Annotated in this window: 17 protein-coding genes and 1 pseudogene; 10 read left to right on the top strand and 8 right to left on the bottom strand. The window is 62.6% G+C overall.

Annotated features, from left to right (window positions below; translation table 11 throughout):
- Nucleotides 1–386: 386 nt before the first annotated feature.
- Nucleotides 387–926, bottom strand: coding sequence for a hypothetical protein (locus KSW38_RS01580; protein WP_308169267.1), 540 nt, complete (start codon nucleotides 924–926; stop codon nucleotides 387–389).
- A gap of 8 nt (nucleotides 927–934) precedes the next feature.
- Complete coding sequence (locus KSW38_RS01575) at nucleotides 935–1,291, bottom strand: hypothetical protein (RefSeq protein ID WP_216922002.1); 357 nt, start codon at nucleotides 1,289–1,291, stop codon at nucleotides 935–937.
- A gap of 349 nt (nucleotides 1,292–1,640) precedes the next feature.
- Here KSW38_RS01575 and KSW38_RS01570 point away from each other — a divergent pair, with 349 nt between their 5' ends.
- Both KSW38_RS01570 and KSW38_RS01565 read left to right on the top strand, forming a co-directional pair.
- Nucleotides 1,641–2,363: a VIT1/CCC1 transporter family protein gene (locus tag KSW38_RS01570; RefSeq protein ID WP_216922000.1), complete on the top strand. Its 723-nt coding sequence runs from the start codon at nucleotides 1,641–1,643 to the stop codon at nucleotides 2,361–2,363.
- Between the two features lie 44 nt (nucleotides 2,364–2,407).
- A complete protein-coding gene (locus KSW38_RS01565) occupies nucleotides 2,408–2,893 on the top strand; it encodes a hypothetical protein (RefSeq protein WP_216921998.1) in 486 nt (161 codons plus the stop codon).
- An 11-nt stretch (nucleotides 2,894–2,904) separates the two neighbouring features.
- Here KSW38_RS01565 and KSW38_RS01560 read toward each other — a convergent pair.
- Together KSW38_RS01560 and KSW38_RS01555 are read right to left on the bottom strand one after the other, a co-directional pair.
- A pseudogene (locus KSW38_RS01560) lies at nucleotides 2,905–3,466 on the bottom strand (MBL fold metallo-hydrolase); the annotation flags it as partial.
- 212 nt (nucleotides 3,467–3,678) lie between these two features.
- Nucleotides 3,679–3,972 carry a DUF503 domain-containing protein gene (locus KSW38_RS01555; RefSeq protein WP_216921997.1) on the bottom strand — a complete coding sequence of 98 codons (294 nt, stop codon included), beginning with the start codon at nucleotides 3,970–3,972 and terminating at the stop codon, nucleotides 3,679–3,681.
- Nucleotides 3,973–4,100: 128 nt separating this feature from the next.
- Here KSW38_RS01555 and KSW38_RS01550 point away from each other — a divergent pair, with 128 nt between their 5' ends.
- Genes KSW38_RS01550 through KSW38_RS01535 form a run of 4 tightly spaced genes read left to right on the top strand, consistent with a single transcriptional unit; the run spans nucleotide 4,101 to nucleotide 7,699 of the window.
- Entirely contained in the window at nucleotides 4,101–4,535 is a 435-nt protein-coding gene (locus KSW38_RS01550) for a hypothetical protein (protein ID WP_216921996.1), read from the top strand.
- 34 nt (nucleotides 4,536–4,569) lie between these two features.
- Entirely contained in the window at nucleotides 4,570–5,748 is a 1,179-nt protein-coding gene (locus KSW38_RS01545) for a GGDEF domain-containing protein (protein ID WP_216921995.1), read from the top strand.
- Nucleotides 5,745–6,248 carry a hypothetical protein gene (locus KSW38_RS01540; RefSeq protein ID WP_216921993.1) on the top strand — a complete coding sequence of 168 codons (504 nt, stop codon included), beginning with the start codon at nucleotides 5,745–5,747 and terminating at the stop codon, nucleotides 6,246–6,248. Before KSW38_RS01545 ends, KSW38_RS01540 begins: the two co-directional genes overlap by 4 nt.
- Nucleotides 6,245–7,699, top strand: a complete 1,455-nt coding sequence (locus KSW38_RS01535) for a putative bifunctional diguanylate cyclase/phosphodiesterase (protein WP_308169266.1) — start codon at nucleotides 6,245–6,247, stop codon at nucleotides 7,697–7,699. The genes KSW38_RS01540 and KSW38_RS01535 overlap by 4 nt, the downstream gene beginning before the upstream one ends.
- An 84-nt stretch (nucleotides 7,700–7,783) precedes the next feature.
- Here the strand turns inward: KSW38_RS01535 and purL are convergent, their stop codons facing one another.
- Genes purL through purS form a run of 3 tightly spaced genes read right to left on the bottom strand, consistent with a single transcriptional unit; the run spans nucleotide 7,784 to nucleotide 11,116 of the window.
- Nucleotides 7,784–10,093: a phosphoribosylformylglycinamidine synthase subunit PurL gene (gene purL / locus KSW38_RS01530; protein WP_216921991.1), complete on the bottom strand. Its 2,310-nt coding sequence runs from the start codon at nucleotides 10,091–10,093 to the stop codon at nucleotides 7,784–7,786.
- Nucleotides 10,090–10,863: a phosphoribosylformylglycinamidine synthase subunit PurQ gene (purQ, locus tag KSW38_RS01525; RefSeq protein WP_216921989.1), complete on the bottom strand. Its 774-nt coding sequence runs from the start codon at nucleotides 10,861–10,863 to the stop codon at nucleotides 10,090–10,092. The genes purL and purQ overlap by 4 nt, the downstream gene beginning before the upstream one ends.
- 1 nt (nucleotide 10,864) lies before the next feature.
- A complete protein-coding gene (gene purS, locus KSW38_RS01520; protein WP_011773385.1) occupies nucleotides 10,865–11,116 on the bottom strand; it encodes a phosphoribosylformylglycinamidine synthase subunit PurS in 252 nt (83 codons plus the stop codon).
- Nucleotides 11,117–11,372: 256 nt separating this feature from the next.
- On the opposite strand from purS, the gene KSW38_RS01515 reads away from it, so the two are divergent.
- Both KSW38_RS01515 and KSW38_RS01510 read left to right on the top strand, forming a co-directional pair.
- Entirely contained in the window at nucleotides 11,373–11,558 is a 186-nt protein-coding gene (locus KSW38_RS01515) for a hypothetical protein (protein ID WP_216921986.1), read from the top strand.
- 123 nt (nucleotides 11,559–11,681) lie between these two features.
- A complete protein-coding gene (locus KSW38_RS01510; RefSeq protein WP_144650113.1) occupies nucleotides 11,682–11,972 on the top strand; it encodes a DUF1540 domain-containing protein in 291 nt (96 codons plus the stop codon).
- A gap of 130 nt (nucleotides 11,973–12,102) precedes the next feature.
- On the opposite strand, the gene KSW38_RS01505 is transcribed toward KSW38_RS01510, so the two are convergent.
- Complete coding sequence (locus KSW38_RS01505; RefSeq protein WP_216921983.1) at nucleotides 12,103–13,041, bottom strand: NAD(P)-dependent oxidoreductase; 939 nt, start codon at nucleotides 13,039–13,041, stop codon at nucleotides 12,103–12,105.
- Between the two features lie 262 nt (nucleotides 13,042–13,303).
- On the opposite strand from KSW38_RS01505, the gene KSW38_RS01500 reads away from it, so the two are divergent.
- Both KSW38_RS01500 and KSW38_RS01495 read left to right on the top strand, forming a co-directional pair.
- Nucleotides 13,304–16,228, top strand: a complete 2,925-nt coding sequence (locus KSW38_RS01500; RefSeq protein WP_254185950.1) for an exo-alpha-sialidase — start codon at nucleotides 13,304–13,306, stop codon at nucleotides 16,226–16,228.
- Nucleotides 16,229–16,486: 258 nt separating this feature from the next.
- Nucleotides 16,487–19,654 (top strand): S8 family serine peptidase, encoded by a 3,168-nt coding sequence (locus tag KSW38_RS01495; protein ID WP_308169265.1) that lies wholly within the window; start codon nucleotides 16,487–16,489, stop codon nucleotides 19,652–19,654.
- The last annotated feature ends 56 nt before the right edge of the window (nucleotides 19,655–19,710 follow it).

Here is a 19,710-nt window from a genome sequence, read left to right as displayed (position 1 = left end):
CTGACGCCGCGCCGAGAGTAGTCCCGTTTGCGAGGAGTCCGGAGACACCGCCCACTGCTAACAGGGGAAGGTTCACTTGCGCTCATACACCGGCAACGGGGGATCCCCATCCTCAGAGACTTGTACCCAGCCGTCTCTGGCTAGGTCCCGCCTCAATTCGGCAAGTGCTGCCGTCATCCCCGGAGCCCATGCTTCCTCTGGCGGAGGGGGATTGACCGATCGTGCTACAGGAAATGTGGGGCTCTTGTAAAGGGTCTTTCCGTCGACTTGACCCACAAACCGCTGCTGGGTGTTTCCGTATTGGGAGCCGAGGGTGCTTAGAATGCTCGCCCACCAGGAGGTGCCTCCCACATCCTCAAGGGCGATGGTGAGCCTATTTTGTGATGTCATGTCAGTGTTCCCTCGGTAGCTGTCCTGGGCCGTGGTGAACGGAATACGCTCAACAGGTTCCTCGGGTGCTCCTTTGTCAGCAGCCACGCCAGACCACTTGCCAGCACCGGATTGGGCAGCGTCCAGATTCCCAGAGGCGTGATAAAGATCAGGAAAATGATCGCGCCGAGCAGCCCGAGTCTCGCCCGTCTGCCCCCGCTGAGAATGAGCAGCCCCAGCGCGCTCTCGCCAGCCGCAGCGAGGATCCCAATGAGTTGGGGTGTTGGAGCGACAACATTTTCGAAGAACCAGCGGTAGAGAGGAGTCAGTGGGCTGTCCGTACCGAGTTTCACGAACTGCTCCGGGGCGGCGATACTTAGCGCGGCGTTGACGCCCACGGCCATGATGATGAAGAAGACGCCGACGAAAATCCGGGCTGCTTTGGGCCTGACAAGGCACAGGAGTGAAACGGCGACGGAGTCCAAAGTCCCCGCCCACCTCACGGATTCACAGGGGTGGCGGGGCTTTGCGATGAGGGACCATTCTGAACTCGGCACCAGGGACCCTAGGATTTGCGGTGGTGCTTCCTGAAATTCCGCCGGTGCAGAACTATGGCCAGGACGAGTAAAGGAACGTGAATGGCAGGGAGGTTATGCGCGAACCAGCGTGGCAGGTAGATGTCTGTGACGGAGCCGGTCGGGTCACCGAGCCGTCGCGCCAAGGGGGTCAGGGGGCAATGGAAGCCATTGCCCACGAAGATGAGCGTTTCCCCAGCTACAACTGCAGCGGCAGTGGCGGCTCGCCTGTCGGTCTTCCCGCGGAATCCCGCATATAGAAGATAGACCATGCAGGCCTCGATACTGAACCAAGCCAGAGTATGAAAGGCTTTGACCGCCCGCAGGGCCACCTGATTTCTTCCCATGCCATCAAGAACAACACGGCGGGCAGCTGTTGCTTAGGGTATTCCGGCCCGAAGAATTGGAAGCCAGCGCCAGGTTTCAGGAGAGGGCAATTCGCAGCGGCATCACACGCTCGTTGATGTCTTGTAAATCTAGAGCTTTTCAAGACATTACGTTCGCCTCCGAGAAGCCCAAACGGATCGGTGTCGGGTGGCACTTGTGGCTGTAAATGGCGGCTTTCTAGCTACGCTATTTGTCGCTTCGAGAAGCCTGCTGGGGCGCTCAACTGGAGTGGGGTGGGGCGGTCTTGGGTCCCGGCAGGGGCGTATTCCGGCATAGCCGGGCCTGGACGCCGATGTTTTACTTTTCACTATGACTGAGTTGCTGAAGCAGCACCCGAACGAACCGCACGACGACAACATCTCAGCGCGCCTGAACTGGCTGCGCGCGGGCGTACTTGGAGCCAACGACGGCATCGTGTCCGTGGCGGCCACGGTTGTCGGCGTCGCCGGGGTGACCAACGATGTCACACCCATCTTGGTGGCGGGCACAGCCGCCGTTGTGGGCGGTGCCGTTTCCATGGCCCTTGGCGAATACGTCTCGGTCAGCAGCCAGAGCGATAGCCAGCGGGCCTTGATCGAGAAGGAACGACAGGAACTCCGTGATGATCCCGCCGGCGAGCTTGAGGAACTTGCGGCCATCTACCAGACCAAGGGCCTCACCGAAGCCACGGCGCGGACGGTGGCCAGCGAACTCACCGAGCATGATGCCCTGGGCGCGCACTTGGAGGCTGAACTGAAGATCGACGAGGCAGAGGTGGTCAATGCCTGGCATGCGGCCTTCGCCTCGGCGATCGCCTTCACCGTCGGCGCGGTGCTGCCGCTGCTGGCCATCCTCCTCCCGCCGGCCGAGATCCGGGTCCCGTCGACGTTCGTGGCCGTGGTGGTGGCGTTGGTCATTACCGGCACGGTCAGCGCCAGGATCGGCGGCAGCTCGAAACGGAAGGCCACCCTGCGCCTGGTCATCGGGGGCGCCCTTGCCATGGCCTTCACCTATGCCGTTGGCCTGCTGCTGGGCACCACAGGGATAGCCTGAGACCAGCACGCCTGATCCGGTGTCCCAGTCCTGAGGAGCTTTGCATGGTGGAAATCGCTGGCCTTCCAGCCCACATTCTCTTGGTCCACGGAGTAGTTGTCCTCGCGCCGCTGGCGGGTCTGATGGCGGTGGTCTTCGCGCTCGGCCGCCGCAGCAGGGCTTACTTAGCTTGGCCGCTTGGTATCCTGGCCCTTGCCTTGGTGCCGCTGTCCATCCTCACCGCGGAAGCCGGTGAGCAGCTGGAGAAGACCAAGCCCGCCTCGGATCTCGTCCGGGAGCACGCAGAGCAAGGCAGTTTCTTCCGGTATGTCACAGTGATCTTCCTGATCGTGGCCGCCGCGCAGATTCTTGCCGCGTTTCCCTTTGTCGTGAGCCGCTGGCTGCCGCTCCGCAGAGCCGGCCGCCTGCTGGCCGCCCGCTGGGCTGTCCCCGCCACGTCCGTTCTCGGGGCCCTTGCTGGGCTGTTCCTGATTTACGAAGCCGTTGTGACCGGCCACTCTGGCTCGGCCTCGGTGTGGGGCGGAGTCTAGGGCATCGACGTTTCCCGCAGATCGTCATTGCTGCGCATCCGGACGGCTACAACTGCGCCGGAGGCGGCGGTGAGGGCCGCGGAGACGGTCCCGGTGGAGAGTTTGGGCAGCGGGATGCGCTCACCCTGGCCGGGCCTTCACGGTTTTCGCGTTTCATGCGGCCGAAGTAGGCGTGGGCGTCGGACTGGCCGTCGAGGAGTTCGTCGATGAAGTCTTGCTCGTCGTTGGCTCCCAGGTAGGGGCCCCACCAGGCGTACAGGCGTTCGTAGCCCACCGTGGGGACGGGATGGCCCCGAGTTCCTTGCCGCAGTCGCTGCTGGCGCCGTGCGCTGGGTGGACCTGAACGTAGTCTGGCAGTGTCAGGAAGTTATCCCGCAGGCTGGCAAAAGAGCTGATTTGCCCCCTCAAAGCGGGTGCCCACGCCGCCGGCTGCTTCGTCCAGCAGGTCCGGCCGGCCCAGATCGCCGGAGAACAACCGGAGAGCTGGTAGCCGGGCTGGTCGCCGAACGCGCCGTCGGTGACCAGGAAGGAAAGGTGCTCCGGGGTGTGCACGGCTTTGATGCGGATGTTGCCCTCCGACCGCGTGACAAGACATAGAAGCATCGCGGGGTCACTTACGGCCCATCCCGAGGGGATTTATGGGCCGTAAGTGACCCCGCGTTGCTTTAAGAGGGGGGGTCAGAACATCCAGGGGATCTCCGCGTGCGGACACCGAATTCCACACGCCATCTGGATTCAACGCGGCTGGCGGTCATCGGCTACTAACCTCGCGGGATTCTGTACACCTAGTCTTCGCTGTGCAGCTCCCGTTGCCTTGCGCTGAGCAGCTCAAGCTCGGGCCGGGCAGCGACGAACCGTTCGACGGCGTCGAGCACTTCCTTGAGGTGCGCGCGGTCAGGCGCCACCAGTGCTGCCCCCAGCAAAGTCCGGCGATATTGGTCCTGCAATCCGGTCTCGGCGGCGGACACTTCGAAGCGGCGTTTGAGTTCAGCAACGAGGGGCCGTACGAGAGAGCGTTTCTCCTTGAGGCTATGGACATCGCCCAGGAGCACATCGAATTCAATCCAACCGATCCACATGGTTCATTATGAGCAGTCTCCGGACTGTAATCCTGAGCCAATCTTGAGGAAATGTCGCACCGGGATTGATCCAGCCCGATCAGACTGGAACAAGAGCAGGGCCGGAAGCAGCTAAGGGGGCGGGCGGCATGAGCAAGAACCATACCTGGCGCGCACTCGCGGGCGTAACCGCCGTCGCTGTTTCCATGATGGCCGCGCCTGCCGCCGCACTTGCTGCGTTCTCTGCGACCGAGAATGCCAATCCTCAGTTCTCGGCCATGCGTCTTGTGTCCCCGGCCAGCGTAGACGTGGTCATGACCTGCTCGTCGAACGGTGCCAAGGTCGCCGTGGATGTGAATTCCTTCGCGGAAGTTCCTGGCGCGAACTATCACGAGATCAAGCTATACAGCCCCTCCGGGACTTTGGAATTCACCGGCGACCTTAGCAAAAATGCCGGAAAGTCCTATAGGTCCGGAATTCAGCCTGTAGGCACGTGGACTTACGAAATCCGCGGGTATTACAAGGTTCCCGGCACGACCAACATGTGGAAAGGCTCCGCTTTGACAGGAACCCTGACATGTTAGAAATTGGCGTGGGACCAATCGGCAGGAGCGAACAATGGTGCTTGACTCGTTTTCGGTGAGGATAGCCCTCGGCGTGGTCACATTGACGCTCTTCGCGCTGTTCGTCGCCTCGTACCGCCGCACCCGGTCGCCCTACGCCGGCTGGTGGAGCTTGGCCCTGCTGCAGTTCATGCTGGGAAACACGGCGTTCCTCCTGAACGGAACATCGGCCCAGCACTGGGCCAACCCTTTCGGCAACGTCCTGGTGGTGGCCGGAGCGTTCAGCGTCTGGGCGGGTGCCCGTACGCTGCGGGACCTTAAAGCTGCACCATGGCAACTCGCCGTCGCTCCCGTCATCACTGCCGTGGCCTCCGTGTTGGAAAGCCCCGGCTCCAACGTGTGGTCCGGCGGCTTCGTGTACCTGGCCATGATGACCCTTGGCATCTCACTGGCGGCACGTGACTTGTGGTTCATCAAGGCGACCCACTCGCAAGTGCACAAAGCGCTGTCCCTGGCCGCCGGACTTTTGGCCATCTACTATCTGGGCCGCTGGGGCGTCTACGCGTTGCAAGGGCCAGACAGCGAATCATTCCGTAGCTATTTTGGTCCGGGGCCCTCTGGCCTGGTGTCCTTGGTGCTGCTGGTAACGGTGTCCTTCAGCATGACCACACTGAGCAGCGACCAACTGATCAAGGGCCTGAAGGAACGGGCCACCAAGGACCACCTGACGGGTCTTCTCAACCGGGGAGCCTTCCTGGATCTCGCATCCACCGAACTCAAACGACTTCGCGCCAATGAGTCCGGTGCAGCAATAGTCCTGGCTGATCTGGACCACTTCAAGCTGGTCAACGACGCCCACGGTCACCGCGCTGGGGACGCCGCCTTGAAGGCTTTCGCCGAGGCCTGCACGTCCTCGGTCAGGTCTACGGATCTCATCGGCAGGTACGGCGGGGAAGAATTCGTTCTCTTCCTGCCCGGAGCCACGCAGGAGCGGGCCCAAAGCATTGCGGTCGAGATCAGCCGCCGTATGGCTTCCACCGAGGTTCCGGAGGGCGTGTCCTTCCCAACCATCAGCTACGGAGTCACGGCAAGCACCCCTGCTGCCCCAGACCTCACCTCCATGATCGAGGTGGCAGACGCAGCCCTGTACAGCGCCAAAGCACAGGGAAGAAACCGGATTGTAGGAGCCGACCGCCTCCAGGCGGCCACTATCGCTGACGAGGCACGATCATGACAATCAATGAACTCACCACCCGGATCCAGATCCAGCACAACCAGGAACTAAGTGCTTTCAGGCAAGACATCACCAGTGCTCCGTACCAGGCTGGAACACCCGCGGCCTTGAACGTGGCCCGGCGTTCTGTGCGGATGCAACCTGTCCAGTCCGTAGGCGACGACAGCGCAAACCTGACCATCGTGGCCGATGTCGAGGGACTTGCATGGTTCACCGCCGATAAGGGCCTCCTGGGCAGTTGCATTACGGTCTCCATCGCCGGCCACCGGCGAAACACCGGAACGCGCGTACCCCTTCCATTGGCTGAATGCGATGCGTGGATTGAGGCCATTCTCGGAGGCTCATGGATTACCCACGTGTACCGGGCCGGGACTCCGATTGAAGGAGACGGCAGACTCGATGTCGCCTCGTACCGGCTCTTCCTCGACGAACGCCGCAACCCAGTCGCCAAACCGAAAGCCGTAGCCGACGATACCCTGCGTCGCATGGAAGCGTCGTGAGCGCAACCCAGCCCAGCGCAACCCAGCCCAGCGGAATCCATCCCACCCGCTCCTTCCCGGCCGACATTGACGCTCGGATCGGGAAACTGGAGCGGAACATCAGGGCGTTGATGGAGGAACTCCACCGCGCACGCCACGAGCAGCGGCGGGAAGTCTTCACGGATGCCCTCACGGGACTTGGCAACCGCGTGGCTTTGACGGATGCATTCATTGAAGCCCAGGAGGCTGCTGCCAGGGGCGCAACCCCGGCCGCGCTCCTCCTCCTTACCCTGGATGGCTTCAAGGGACTCAAGAAGTCTGCTGGCTATGCTTCCGCGGACCAGATTCTGGTCACGGTGGGGATGCGGATCCGCTCGGCGGTGAGGGAGAACGACGTCGTAACCCGCCTGGGCGGCGACGAATTCGCCGTGCTGTTGCCCGCCACGCCGCAAAACCGGGCGGCCGCCGTCGGGAACCGTATCCTTGCGGCGCTGGAACCCAACATCGACCTCGGGAACAGCAGTGTCCGCTGCGGTGCCAGCATGGGCCTGCGGATTGCCGAGCCGCACCACAGCGTGGAGGACCTTCTCCAGGAGGCCGATATGGCGATGGAGGAGTCCAAGAGCGAGGGCCGGAACAAGCTCAAGGTGTTCGATCCCTCCACGCTTCATGCCCGGCAACTCCAACGCCAGATCGTGGGGGAGCTCCGGGAAGCCATCCGCTCGGACCAGCTGGTCCTCTTTTACCAGCCGATCGTTGAGCTGGCTACCGGCCGGATTGAGGGCAGCGAGGCTTTGGTCCGCTGGAACCACCCTGTGCGTGGCCTCATCATGCCGGACCATTTTATCCCTGTTGCAGAGGCCAGCGGCTTGATCGCGGAGTTGGGCCGCTGGGTGCTCCGGGCGGCTGTGGAGCAACTGCGTCAGTGGCGGGAGAACTCCTTGACGGCACAACACGGTTTCTCGATGCGAATCAACGTCTCGGCTGCGGATCTGCAAAGCCTGGAGTTCGTGGACGATGTGCGGGACGCGTTGGCCAAGACGGGTCTGCCGCCGGAATCACTGGTTTTGGAGCTTACCGAGAGCGCTATCATCCAGAACAACGAGCTGGATCGCTACACCTTGGCGAGCCTGCACCGCTTGGGGGTCGGACTGGAGATCGACGACTTCGGAACAGGCTACTCGTCCATGGGATACCTGCGAAAACTTCCCGTGGACGCGGTGAAAGTGGACCGGCAGTTCGTCCAGGAACTTAGCAAGGACAGTACCCAGTTGGGTTTCCTTGCCGCGATCCAACAGGTAATCCGCTCCTGCGGACTGCAGGGAATCTGGGAAGGAATCGAAACGGCGGAACAGGCCGAAGCGCTGCGAAGCATCGGGTGCACGAGCGGACAAGGTTACTATTTCGGCCGACCTCTGCCCGGACCGGAATTCACGGACCAGCTCTCCCAGCAACAGACTTGGCCCGCTTAAACAGAAACGCGGGGTCACTTATGGCCCATCCCGAGGGGATTTATGGGCCGTAAGTGACCCCGCGTTGCTTAGCGGCGGGGAGGCTTAGCCGAAGTACTTCGGCAAGGTGGCCTCGTGTGCTTCGCGGAGAGCGTCCAAGGACAGCTCGTCCACGCCGTTGATCTCCAGCTTCGCGCTGGCAGCATCAACGACGCCGATCCGGAGGTGGGCGAAGCCGCGGGCGGTGCACATGTCCTTGAAGCGGACTTCCTCGGAGCGCGGCACCGAGACGATTGCACGGGCCTGGGACTCGGAGAACAGTGCGGTGAACAGGTCCACGCCGTCGCGCTCCAGGAGTTCCTCGAGGGCGATCCGGGCGCCAACGCCGTAGCGCAGTGACGACTCCACCAGTGCGGCCGCAAGGCCACCCTCGGAGAGGTCGTGTGCGGCGTCAACCATGCCGTCGCGGGAAGCGTTGATGAGGATCTCACCAAGCTGGCGCTCAGCTGCGAGGTCGACCTTCGGCGGCAGGCCACCGAGGTGTCCACGCAGGTTGGACCATTCCGAACCGTCCAGTTCTGCTGCGGTGGTGCCCAGCAGGTAGATTGCCTGGCCATCCTCGCGCCAACCCGACGGCGTACGGCGGGCGACGTCGTCGAGCTTGCCCAGGACTGCCACCACAGGGGAGGGGTGGATCGGCGTGGTGCCGGTCTGGTTGTACAGGGAGACGTTGCCGCCGGTGACGGGAATGCCGAGTTCCATGCAGGCGTCCGAGAGGCCACGGATGGCTTCGGCCAGCTGCCACATGACGTCCGGGTCCTCAGGGGAACCGAAGTTCAGGCAGTCGCTGACGGCCATCGGAACAGCACCGGAGGTGGCCACATTGCGGTAAGCCTCGGCCAACGCGAGCTGGGCTCCCTGATACGGCTCAAGGTAGGTGTAGCGGCCGTTGGCATCGGTAGCCAAGGCAACGCCCAGGCCGGTTTCCTCGTCAACGCGGACCACGCCGGCATCATCCGGGAAGGCCATGGCAGTGTTGCCGCCAACGTAGCGGTCGTACTGCTTGGTGATCCAGTCCTTGCTGCACATGTTCGGCGAAGCGACCAGTTCAGTAACGGCTGCAGCCAGTTCCGACGGAGCGGAAGGACGGCCGGCATCCTCGACGGAGCCGGTGAAGGAGTTCGCCTGGACCGAGTCCTGCCATTCCGGGCGTGCGAACGGGCGGTCGTAGACCGGGCCGTCGTGCGCAACGGTGCGGGGGTCGACGTCGACGATTACTTCGCCTTCCCAGGTGATGATGAGGCGACCGGTATCGGTGACCTCACCCAACCAGGAGTACTCCACGGCCCACTTGTCCATCACAGCTTCGAAAGCTTCGATGTTCTCGGGGGTGACCACGGCCATCATGCGTTCCTGCGACTCGGACATGAGGATCTCGCCCGGGGTCAGCGTGGGGTCGCGCAACAGGACAGAGGTCAGTTCGACCTCCATGCCGCCGTCGCCGTTGGAGGCGAGCTCGGACGTGGCACAGGAAATACCTGCAGCGCCGAGGTCCTGGATGCCTTCAACCAGGGAGCCCTTGAAGAGCTCGAGGCAGCACTCAATGAGGACCTTCTCAGCGAAGGGGTCGCCCACCTGGACAGCGGGGCGCTTGGAAGGCTTGGTGTCGTCGAAGGACTCCGAGGCCAGCACCGAAGCGCCGCCGATGCCGTCGCCACCGGTGCGGGCGCCGAAGAGGACAACCTTGTTGCCCTTGCCGGAGGCGTTGGCCAGGCGGATGTCCTCGTGGCGCATGACGCCGACAGCGAGTGCGTTCACCAGTGGGTTGCCCTGGTAGACGGAGTCGAAGACCATTTCGCCGCCGATGTTCGGCAGGCCGAGGCAGTTGCCGTAGCCACCGATGCCGGCAACGGCACCGTGCATGACGCGGGCAGTGTCCGGGTGGTCGATCGCGCCGAAGCGCAGCGGGTCCATCACTGCAACCGGGCGTGCGCCCATGGAGATGATGTCGCGGACAATGCCACCGATGCCGGTAGCGGCACCCTGGTACGGCTCAACGAACGACGGCGAGTTGTGGGACTCGATCTTGAACGTCACGGCCCAGCCGTCGCCAAGGTTGGTGACGCCGGCGTTCTCGCCGATGCCCACCAGCATGTCCTTCTTCATTTCCTCGGTGACCTTCTCGCCGAACTGGCGGAGGTGGTTCTTGGAGGACTTGTAGGAGCAGTGCTCGCTCCACATGACGGAGTACATGGCGAGCTCGGCGCCGGTGGGGCGGCGGCCCAGGACCTTGACGATCTCGTCGAATTCGTTCTGCTTCAGGCCCAGCTCAGCCCACGGGAGTTCCGTGTCCGGGGTCTTGGCAGCGTGCTCAACAGTATCGATGTTGAACTTTTTGGTGGTTTCCGTGGTCACTTGTCGCCTCCCACAATCTTGTTCAAAACGGAGGTGAAGAAGCCCAGGCCGTCGGTGTCGGAGCCACCGATTCCATCGAGGGACTCAGGTCCGAAACCGACCTCAACCGCGTGCTCAGGGTGGGGCATGAGCCCAACCACGTTGCCGGTGGCGTTGGAGATGCCTGCGATGTCGCGGCGGGAGCCATTCGGGTTGAAGCCTACGTAGCGGAAAACCACGCGGCCCTCAGCCTCAAGGGCATCCAGGGTCTTCTCGTCGGCGATGTACTGGCCGTCCTGGTTCTTCAGCGGCACAACGATTTCCTGGCCGTCTGCGTAGTCCAGGGTCCAGGCTGTGTTGGCGTTCTCCACGCGCAGCGTCTGGTCCCGGCAGATGAACTTCAGGTGGTCGTTCTTGATCATGGAACCGGGCAGCAGGTGCGACTCGGTCAGGATCTGGAAACCGTTGCAAATACCCAAAACCGGGAGCTTCGCGTCAGAGTTGGCAGCATCGATGATCTTGGTCATCAGCGGCGCGAAACGCGAAATAGCGCCTGCACGGAGGTAGTCACCGTAGGAGAAACCACCGGGGATGATGACTGCATCAACATCGCCCAGTTCGGTATCTGCGTGCCAGAGCGGAACCGCCGTGGCGCCTGCAAGCCGCACTGCACGGGCGGCGTCGCGGTCGTCGAGGGTGCCGGGGAAGGTCACGACGCCGATCTTGGCACCGGCCAAACGGGGCTCAGCGGCGACGGCCACGGCCTCGCCAATCAGGGGGATCGATGTCATATCAGGCCTCGACGACCTCGACGTTGACAACATCCTCGATCACCGGGTTGGACAGGAGGGTCTCTGCGGCCTCACGGGCCTGGGCCAGGATAGCGTCGGTCACCTCGCCGTCGACTGTCAGTTCGAAACGCTTGCCCTGACGGACTGCGCTGAAGCTGTTGAAGCCGAGGCGGGGCAGTGCACCCACGATGGCTTTCCCCTGGGGGTCCAGAATCTCGGGCTTGGGCATGACGTCAACGACGATCCGGGGCATCCGGTAACTCCTGTGCGTGAGTTGGGTGAACCTTAAATAAGGCTGCCGCGGAGGTGCCGTCTCACGCCGTTCAACTGAGTTTCTTACAGCGTGGGGGCGCTCCGCGAGCTTGCACACCTATCTTACCGGGACGGGCGCGCATACCCTATTCAGCCGGATTCCGCGAGGACCCCCCGCCGATCGCCACCAAATTGGGAGCAATGAAAGCCCGACGGCGGCACTCGCCGGGCGTGGCGCCCGTCACTAGGATTGTGGCATGGCGGAGAAACCGAGGTCGATGGTGCTGGGCGTCGTAGTCGCAGCTGTTTTTGCGGGTCTGGGACGAATGGTCATCCAGAAAATCAAGGCTGACAAGGCGGCGAGGGAACACCACATGACAGCCCCGTTGGATAAGGAAACGCGCGCGAAGATCAGCGACGCGCTCCGCACACCAGGCAAATAACGGCATTAGCGCACGCACAAATGCGCTATTCCTTCGGGTTAAATCCGGCCAAGGCGGCGTACTTTAGGGACTACACGTGGGGTCCAGGCCCTTCGTTAAATCCGGATCCAACCAGGAGGAACAATGACCGAACACATTGCCGAAGTATCCGCCTGTAGCGTCGGCAGCTGCGGCTTCAACCATGATGGATGCACTGCTTTTGGAATCACCATTGGTGGATCGCAGGACCACGCCTCCTGCGCCACGTTCATCGACACCAACGCAATGGGCGGCCTTCCCAAGGTCCTTGCCCACGTGGGTGCTTGCCAGCGGTCCGAATGCGTTCACAACAACAACCTCATGTGCGAGGCCCACGACGTCAGGGTCGGCCCTGGCCGCGAGGCTGCCGACTGCCTGACCTACGAGCACGCCTGACTCTTATCTTTCACGAAAGTGGGTCCGTCCTGGTGGGCGGGCCCACTTTTTCGCGCACGTTCACCCAACTAGGTAGCAGCTGAGCGCGTTTAGACGGCTCTAAACGCGCTCTAATGCGACCCAGTTGGGATCAGCGGTCCACGAGGTTGGTCAGGTCGCTTCCTTCCCGGAGCGCCGAGATGTTGGCCAGGACCAATTGTGCTGAGCCCTTGGGGCGGTTGCCTGCCACGTGCGGAGTGATGATCAGGTTTGGGGAGCTCCAGAGCTTGGAGTCTGCGGGCAGGGGCTCTTCCTTGGTGACGTCCAATGCAGCCGCCCGGAGGCGACCCTCGTGCAGCGCGGCTACGAGGGCATCCTCATCGACGGTGGCTCCGCGGCCCACGTTGATGAACACCGCGGTATCGGGCAGTGCCTCAAGGATCTCCGCGTTCAGGGCGTTCTCCGTTTCCGGAACGGCCGGCAGGATCGAGACCAGGACGTCCGTGGTGTGCAGGATTTCCGGAAGATTCTCGGTTGCCACCACGGGGAATCCGTAGCGCTCGCCGGCAGAGTTCGCGATGCCGGTGACCTTGGCGCCCAATGCTGCCAGCAGGGGAGCGAGTCGTCCCGCGATGGAGCCGAACCCCCAAATGGTGACGTTCGCGCCGTCGAGCGTGTACTGCTGTTCCGTGGCGGCAGCCGACTGGGCCACGTTGTAGGCGCGGTCCCATGTGGCGGTCCTTTGTGCGTCGTGCAGTACGTCCAGCCGACGGACGGCAGCGAGGATCAAGGCCAAGGCGTGCTCGGCCACTGGACCGTCGTGAAGTGAGCGACCTGACGCGATAGACACGTTGGTTCCAAATCCCGCTGCCAGCACGGAATCCGGTCCGGCTGCAAGGGTCTGAACGAGTTTGAGCGCGGTCATCCGCTTGGCTGCGTCCGCGAGGTTGGCGCCGGTGTTCTGCCAGACAACCAGGACCTCCGCGTCAACGTGCTCGTCCGGAACGGGCTCATCCACCTTGTAAACGAACACGTCCTCGCCGGAGTTGGAAAGATCCAGGCTGATGGTGTTGGGGACAAGGATTTTCACTGCAGCTCCATCGCTAGAAGGTAATGCCAGTACGTCCACGAGGTTAGCCCGACATGGGGCCGCGAGGCTTCCCCGACTTCATCCCTAGCAATGTGACGACCAGCACCATATGGTTGTAGGACGTTCGACGTGGCACGTAATACGAGGTATATCGCCGAATCGAATCGATCCCCGCACACCGCGAGATGGCAGATAGCGCCAATGTTTGAGCCAAGCATTGGCGCGAAAAGCCATCTCGGCGCAGCTTCGAAAGGACACAAAATTGCTCGCACGCATCGCAGCCACTGGAGCCCTGAGCCTCGCCCTCCTGGCCAGCTTGGGTCTTCCGGCTACGGCCGCCCCGATTCCACCGAACAACCCCACAGCCGCCCCTGGCGGTTTCGCCGAAGCAAATCTCGCCGCTGATCGCACAGCCGCGAACTTCTTCTACCGGATTCCTGCACTCACCTACTTGGGCAACAATGTGGTCTTGGCTGCATGGGATGGCCGTCCCGGCTCAGCCGCCGATGCTCCCAACCCGAACTCGATCGTGCAGCGCCGCAGCACAGACGGCGGCCAGACGTGGGGCCCTGTGCAGGTCATTGCGGCCGGACACGTCGCCGATGCCAGCGGCCCCAAGTACGGCTACAGCGACCCCTCATACATTTACGACGCCGAGGCAGGCAAAGTCTTCGCCTTCTTCGTCTATTCCAAAGACCAAGGTTTCGGCGGCAGCCAGTTCGGCAACGACGACGCAGACCGGACCGTGATCTCCTCGGCGGTTATCGAGTCCTCTGATGGCGGCGTTACGTGGAGCCAGCCACGGCTCATCACCAATGTCACCAAGCCCGGGACCAGCAAGAGCAACCCTGTGGTGGGCGATGTACGTTCCAACTTCGCCTCTTCGGGTGAAGGCATCCAGCTCAAATACGGGCCGCACAAGGGCCGACTCATCCAGCAGTACGCGGGAGATGTCCGCCAGGCCGACGGTACCAACAAGATCCAGGCCTACAGCGTCTACTCGGACGATCATGGCGTCACCTGGCACAAGGGTGCCAACGTGGGTGACCGCATGGACGAAAACAAAACCGTTGAACTCTCCGATGGCAGGGTCCTGCTGAACTCCCGCGACAACGCCAACCAGGGCTACCGCAAGGTGGCAATCTCCACGGATGGTGGTGCCACTTACGGTCCGGTCACCCAGGACACGGAGCTGCCGGATCCAGCCAACAACGGTGCCATTGCCCGGATGTTCCCGAACGCCGCCCAAGGCTCGGCGGACGCGAGGAAGCTGATCTTCACCAACGCAAATTCCAAGACCGCCCGCGAGAACGTCTCGGCCCGGGTATCGTGTGACGACGGCGCCACCTGGCCGGGCGTCCGAACCATTCGTTCCGGCTTCTCCGCCTACTCCACGGTGACCCGTATGGAGGACGGCAAGTTCGGCGTCCTTTACGAGGGCAACTACACGGACAACATGCCCTTCGCGAAGTTCGACGACGCCTGGCTGAACTATGTCTGCGCACCGCTTTCCGTCCCTGCCGTCACCACCGCTCCGGGAGCAACCCAGCAAGTCGCCGTGACGGTCACCAACCAGGAGGCCACCACGATCTCCGGCGCCAACGCCACCGTCTTCACGCCGAGCGGCTGGTCGGCCACCACGGTGCCGGTTCCCGACGTCGCGCCTGGTGCCTCGGTGACCGTCAACGTAGCGCTGACCGCTCCGGCGAACGCCAGCGGTCCGCAGAACCTTAACGCAGCATTTACGACGGCGGATGGCAGGGTTTCGCAGTTCACTTTCACGGCGACGGTCCCGGCGGCCCCGCAAGTGGGGCTCACCATCACAGGCTCTGCGCCTGCGCGTGATGTTGTGGCCAATCCGTATCAGGCCGGGGAGGCGCTCAGCTACTCCTTCACAGTGAAGAGCACGTCCAACGTCACGGCAAACGCCGTACCTGTTTCGGGGAGCTTCGACTCCGGCTTCCTGCCACCGACTGCACCCAACTGCCGGTTCAATAACCTGGCCGCCGGCGCCAGCTACAACTGCACTACCGCCAAGCATGTGCTGACGGCCGCGGACATCGAGCGCGGCTACTTCGTGCCCGAGGCGAGCTTCACCATCACAGCCAGCTCGACGCCGTCGCTCACCAAAACGGTTCCGTTCACCGGCGCTGCGGTGGCCCTGCGCGACGGCCTGGTGGCAGCGGACATCAGCGGGGCGCGTACCGACGTCGGGCGTGACCTCGCAACCCAGCCCTACGCGCCAGGCGACCTTTTCCCCTACACGTTCACAGTCAAGAACACGGGTCCGCTCGTGGAAAACGTGGTGCCCACCGCCGGCAACTTCAGCCCCTTCGTCCCTGAGGGGCCCGGCAATTGCCGTTACCTCACCCTGCCGGCCGGGCAGAGCTACCAGTGCGCCACGCCGCGCCACACCGTGACCGCTGAGGAAGTCGACCAGGGCTTCTTCGTTCCAACCACCAGTTGGCAAGTCGGCTCGGCGGGCCAGAGCACAAGGAACTACGGGATCGACGGCGGCGAGGTGGACTTGAAAATCCGCGAACCGAAGCTTGAAGGAACAGTCTCCGCGGTCTGGGAAGACGCAGACGGTGACCGCTTCGCCAGCGCAGGAGATCCTGTGACGTACACCTACACCGTGGGCAACGCCGGCAATGTGGCGCTGACGGGGCTTGAGGCTACGGGGTCTGGAATCACTGAAACTGCCCTGCCCATTGGCGGCACTGCGACGGCCACGCGTGTCCATGTGCTTACTGCCGGGGACGTCGCAGCCGGAAGCCTCGCCGCCGTAACTTTCGATGCGACGGCGCACAACGGCACCAAGGAAGTGGCCGCCACTGCCGAAGGCGCCGCGCTGGCCCTCAACGTCCAGCCCGCAAAGCCGGACACCGAGCCCGCGCTGATTGTCCAGGACCTCGACGGCCAAACGGCGTCGTTTGATCTGGGCACGGGGGAGAAGTATCGCAATGGCCAGAAAGTGACTTTGAAGGGCTTGGAATACGGGCAGTGGTACTACGTGTATCTGAACAAGGACAGTTACCGACTCGGATGGGTCTTTCCCACCACGGATAACACCGTGGAATTCATTCTTCCATCGGATGTAAAGAATGGCCGTGACGATGTTGTGGTCCTGGATAAGGACGGTACGCAGCTCTCGTTTGATCGGCTGCAGGTGACGCCAAAGGGCTAGACGCAGCGCCTGGGCAAACAGCGGACCGCACAAACTTTCCTGCGGTCCGCTGTTTTGCCGTCATGTGACGCGAATTTGCGGCGGTGACGCGACAAAATTCACAAACTGTGCTGTATGTCATATTTCCCTCTCACTCTGTACTCTGTGACTCGGATGGTTGCTTTGTTTTGACAGGACCTGTCAAAAAAGCAGCCATCTCCAGTTGACAGGCCTTGGCGATGGAGCCTGGGCCTCACTCAGTGAAAGGTGCTATCACTCGTGAAATCACAAGGAAAGAGCTTCGTCAGAAGCGGGGGGCTTCGAAAGGCAGCGGCCCTCGCCGTGGGTTTGCCGTTGCTGCTCTCTTCCGTGGCGTTGCCGGCCCAGGCAGCTCCCTCCCCGGAGAAGGAGTCCGGGAACCAGACAGGCGTGGTCAAGAAGAACCTTGACCCCAGCGCCTACAAGGACGGCCGCTACATGGTTGTCCTGGCAGAAAAGCCTGCGGCTACATACGACGGCGGCACGCCGGGTCTTGCGCCCACCAAACCGGAAGAGGGCAAGAAGCTCGATTCCGGCAGCGCGGAGGTGAAGGATTACCAGAAACATCTGCAACAGGCGCAGCAGGAAGTCGCGGAGCAGGAAAACGTCACCATTGAACGTGACTTCACCACCGCCGTTAACGGCTTCAGCGCCAACCTCACGGCAGACCAGGCCATCAGCCTGGCCAAGGACCCCAAGGTCCTGATGGTCGCACCGGACACACAGTACGCACCTGACTACTCCACCACTGACTTCCTGAAACTTAGCGGCCCCAACGGCACCTGGGCAACGCAATACGGAGGCCAGGAGAACGCCGGCAAGGGCACCGTCGTTGGTGTCATCGACACCGGATACACACCCTCCAATCCCTTTTTCGCCGGCGATCCCGTCGGCCCACTGGTCGGCGACCCCCAGGTGGGCGTCCCTTACCGGACCGCTGACGGCAAGATCGCGATGCTGAAGGCCGACGGCGATACCTTCATCGGCGAATGCCAGCCCGGCACGGACACAGGCGCCAGCTATGACGGCAGCGCCTGCAACTCCAAGGTCCTCAGCACCCACTACTTCGCGGATGGCTTCCTGGGAAGTGTCCCCCGGGAAAACCGTGCCCCCGAGGAAGTCATCTCGCCCGTCGACGTGGACAGCCACGGCACCCACACCGCAAGCACAGCGGCGGGTAACGGCAACGTCGACGCCGTGGTGGACGGCCGCAGCTTCGGCATCACCAGCGGCATCGCTCCCGCCGCCAAGCTCTCCATCTACAAGGTCTGCTGGGAAGACACAGATCCGACGACGGGCGGCTGCTACGGCTCCGCTTCGGTGGATGCCATTGAACAGGCCATCCTGGACGGCGTGGATGTGCTGAACTACTCCATCTCCGGTTCCACCACATCCACTACCGATCCCGTATCGCTGGCTTTCCTTTCCGCTGCATCGGCCGGGATCTTCGTAGCAACCTCCGCCGGAAATTCCGGACCAACCCCCAGTACCGTGAATCACGGAGCACCCTGGTTGACCACTGTGGCTGCGACCTCTTTCTCGCAGGAATTGCAAGGCACCATTGAATTCTCCGATGGGAGCAAATTCCGCGGAGCGAGCATCATGAACCACGAGGTGAGCGGGGCCGGCGTCGTGCTTTCCACCAACGCTGCAAGCGGTGCAGGTAACGCGGCCCTGTGTGCTCCCGGCTCGCTGGATCCGGCCAAGGTTTCCGGCAAGGTTGTTGTCTGTGACCGTGGCGTGGTTGACCGCACCGCCAAGAGCGCGGAGGTCCTCCGGGCCGGTGGCGTCGGAATGATCCTCGTGAACCTGACGGAATCGTCGCTGGACACGGACAAGCATGCTGTTCCCACTGTCCACGTGAACCCTCCGGCTACGCAGACCATCAAGGACAAGGTGACGGCCAACCCGGCGATCACCGTATCCCTGCTGGACCACGACACCACGGGACTGCCCGCTGAGCCCCAGCCGCAGATCGCTGGATTCTCGTCCCGCGGCCCGTTGCTGGCAACAGATTCCGATCTTCTAAAGCCTGACGTATCAGCACCCGGCGTCGCTGTCCTTGCAGGCGTTTCGCCCATCGGAACCGGTGGAGACAACTTTGGTTTCCTGTCAGGAACGTCCATGGCTTCCCCACACGTGGCTGGTTTCGGCGCCCTGATCCTGGGCAAGAACCCGCAGTGGTCACCGGCAACCGTGAAATCGGCCATGATGACCACGGCCGGTCCGGTCAAACTGGCCAACGGGGCCGTCAACAAGGATGTCTTCGCCACCGGCGCAGGCCAGGTTGACCCCGCCAAGGTGCTCAGCCCGGGGCTGGTTTACGACGCAACCACCGAGGACTACCTCAAATTCGTTCAGGGCACGGGCATGGACCTCGGCATTGAGGGACTGGGAACCACGCAGCCGCGGGACATGAACGTCGCCTCGTTTGCGCTGGGTGACCTGGCCGGCAAGATCGAGGTCACGCGGACAGTTACCGCCTTGACACCGGGCCTTTACCGCGCTTCCGTCAACGTTCCCGGTGTCAACGTCAAGGTCACCCCGAACGTGCTGAACTTTGGCGCTGCGGGCGAAAAGAAGACCTTCAAGGTGCAGTTTGAGAACAACAATGCAGCCTTGGGCAAGTTCGCCATGGGTTCACTGAGTTGGCAGGGCGCAAACAAGACCGTCACCTCGCCCATTGCCGTCCGTCCGCAATCTGTCATCGCGGATAAGGCAATGGCCTTCACGGGAACAGGCCCCAACGGCTCAGCAGCCATCAACATCGTCTCCGGCACCAATGCACCGGTGGGAGTCACGGTTGATGGGCTGTCCAAGGCGGATTCCTCAGCAATTGAATTGGTTCCGGGTCCCTTTGCCGGCGAGACCAATGCCTCGAACTTCGTCAAGAAGGTGACTGTGGGGGAGAACAGTGCCTTGGCCAAGTTCTCGGTCATATCCTCCGACGAAGCAGCGGACTTCGACATGCTCGTTCTGACCCCAACGGGTCAGCAGCTCCCGTCCGCGACCGGCTCGGCCAGCGAATCCGTCACAGTGCCCGATCCCGAGCCGGGCGACTACTACGTTTTCGCCAACCTTTACGCAAGCCCCAACAAGCAGCCCACCAAGGCAACAGTTGATGCCGCGGTCCTGGGAGCCAACGAGGGCAACGCCACGGTGACGCCCAACCCGATCCGCCTCGCCAACGGCAAGGCCGGCACCATCTCGCTGAACTGGACCAACCTCATGCCGGGCTCCTACATCGGACGCCTGACGTTCGAGGGCACCAGCGAACCCAGCTTCGTCACAGTAGTGGTGAGTCCTGGCGGTGCCGCCGTTGTTCCGGATGTCGAAAACCCAAAGAAGGAAAAGAAGGGCAACAAGATCCGCGGAGACGAGCCAACGCAAAGCAACAACGCAAGCTAGCTCGTTCGTGGAATCTGTGGACGGCTGACGCCCTATCTCAAGGGCGTCAGCCGTCC

It is taken from the genome of Paenarthrobacter aromaticivorans (assembly GCF_019038615.1).
In the GTDB taxonomy this organism is placed as follows: Bacteria; Actinomycetota; Actinomycetes; order Actinomycetales; family Micrococcaceae; genus Arthrobacter; species Arthrobacter aromaticivorans.
The sequence above is the reverse complement of the archived record's forward strand: the minus strand, read 5'-3'. Positions and strand labels throughout refer to the sequence as shown.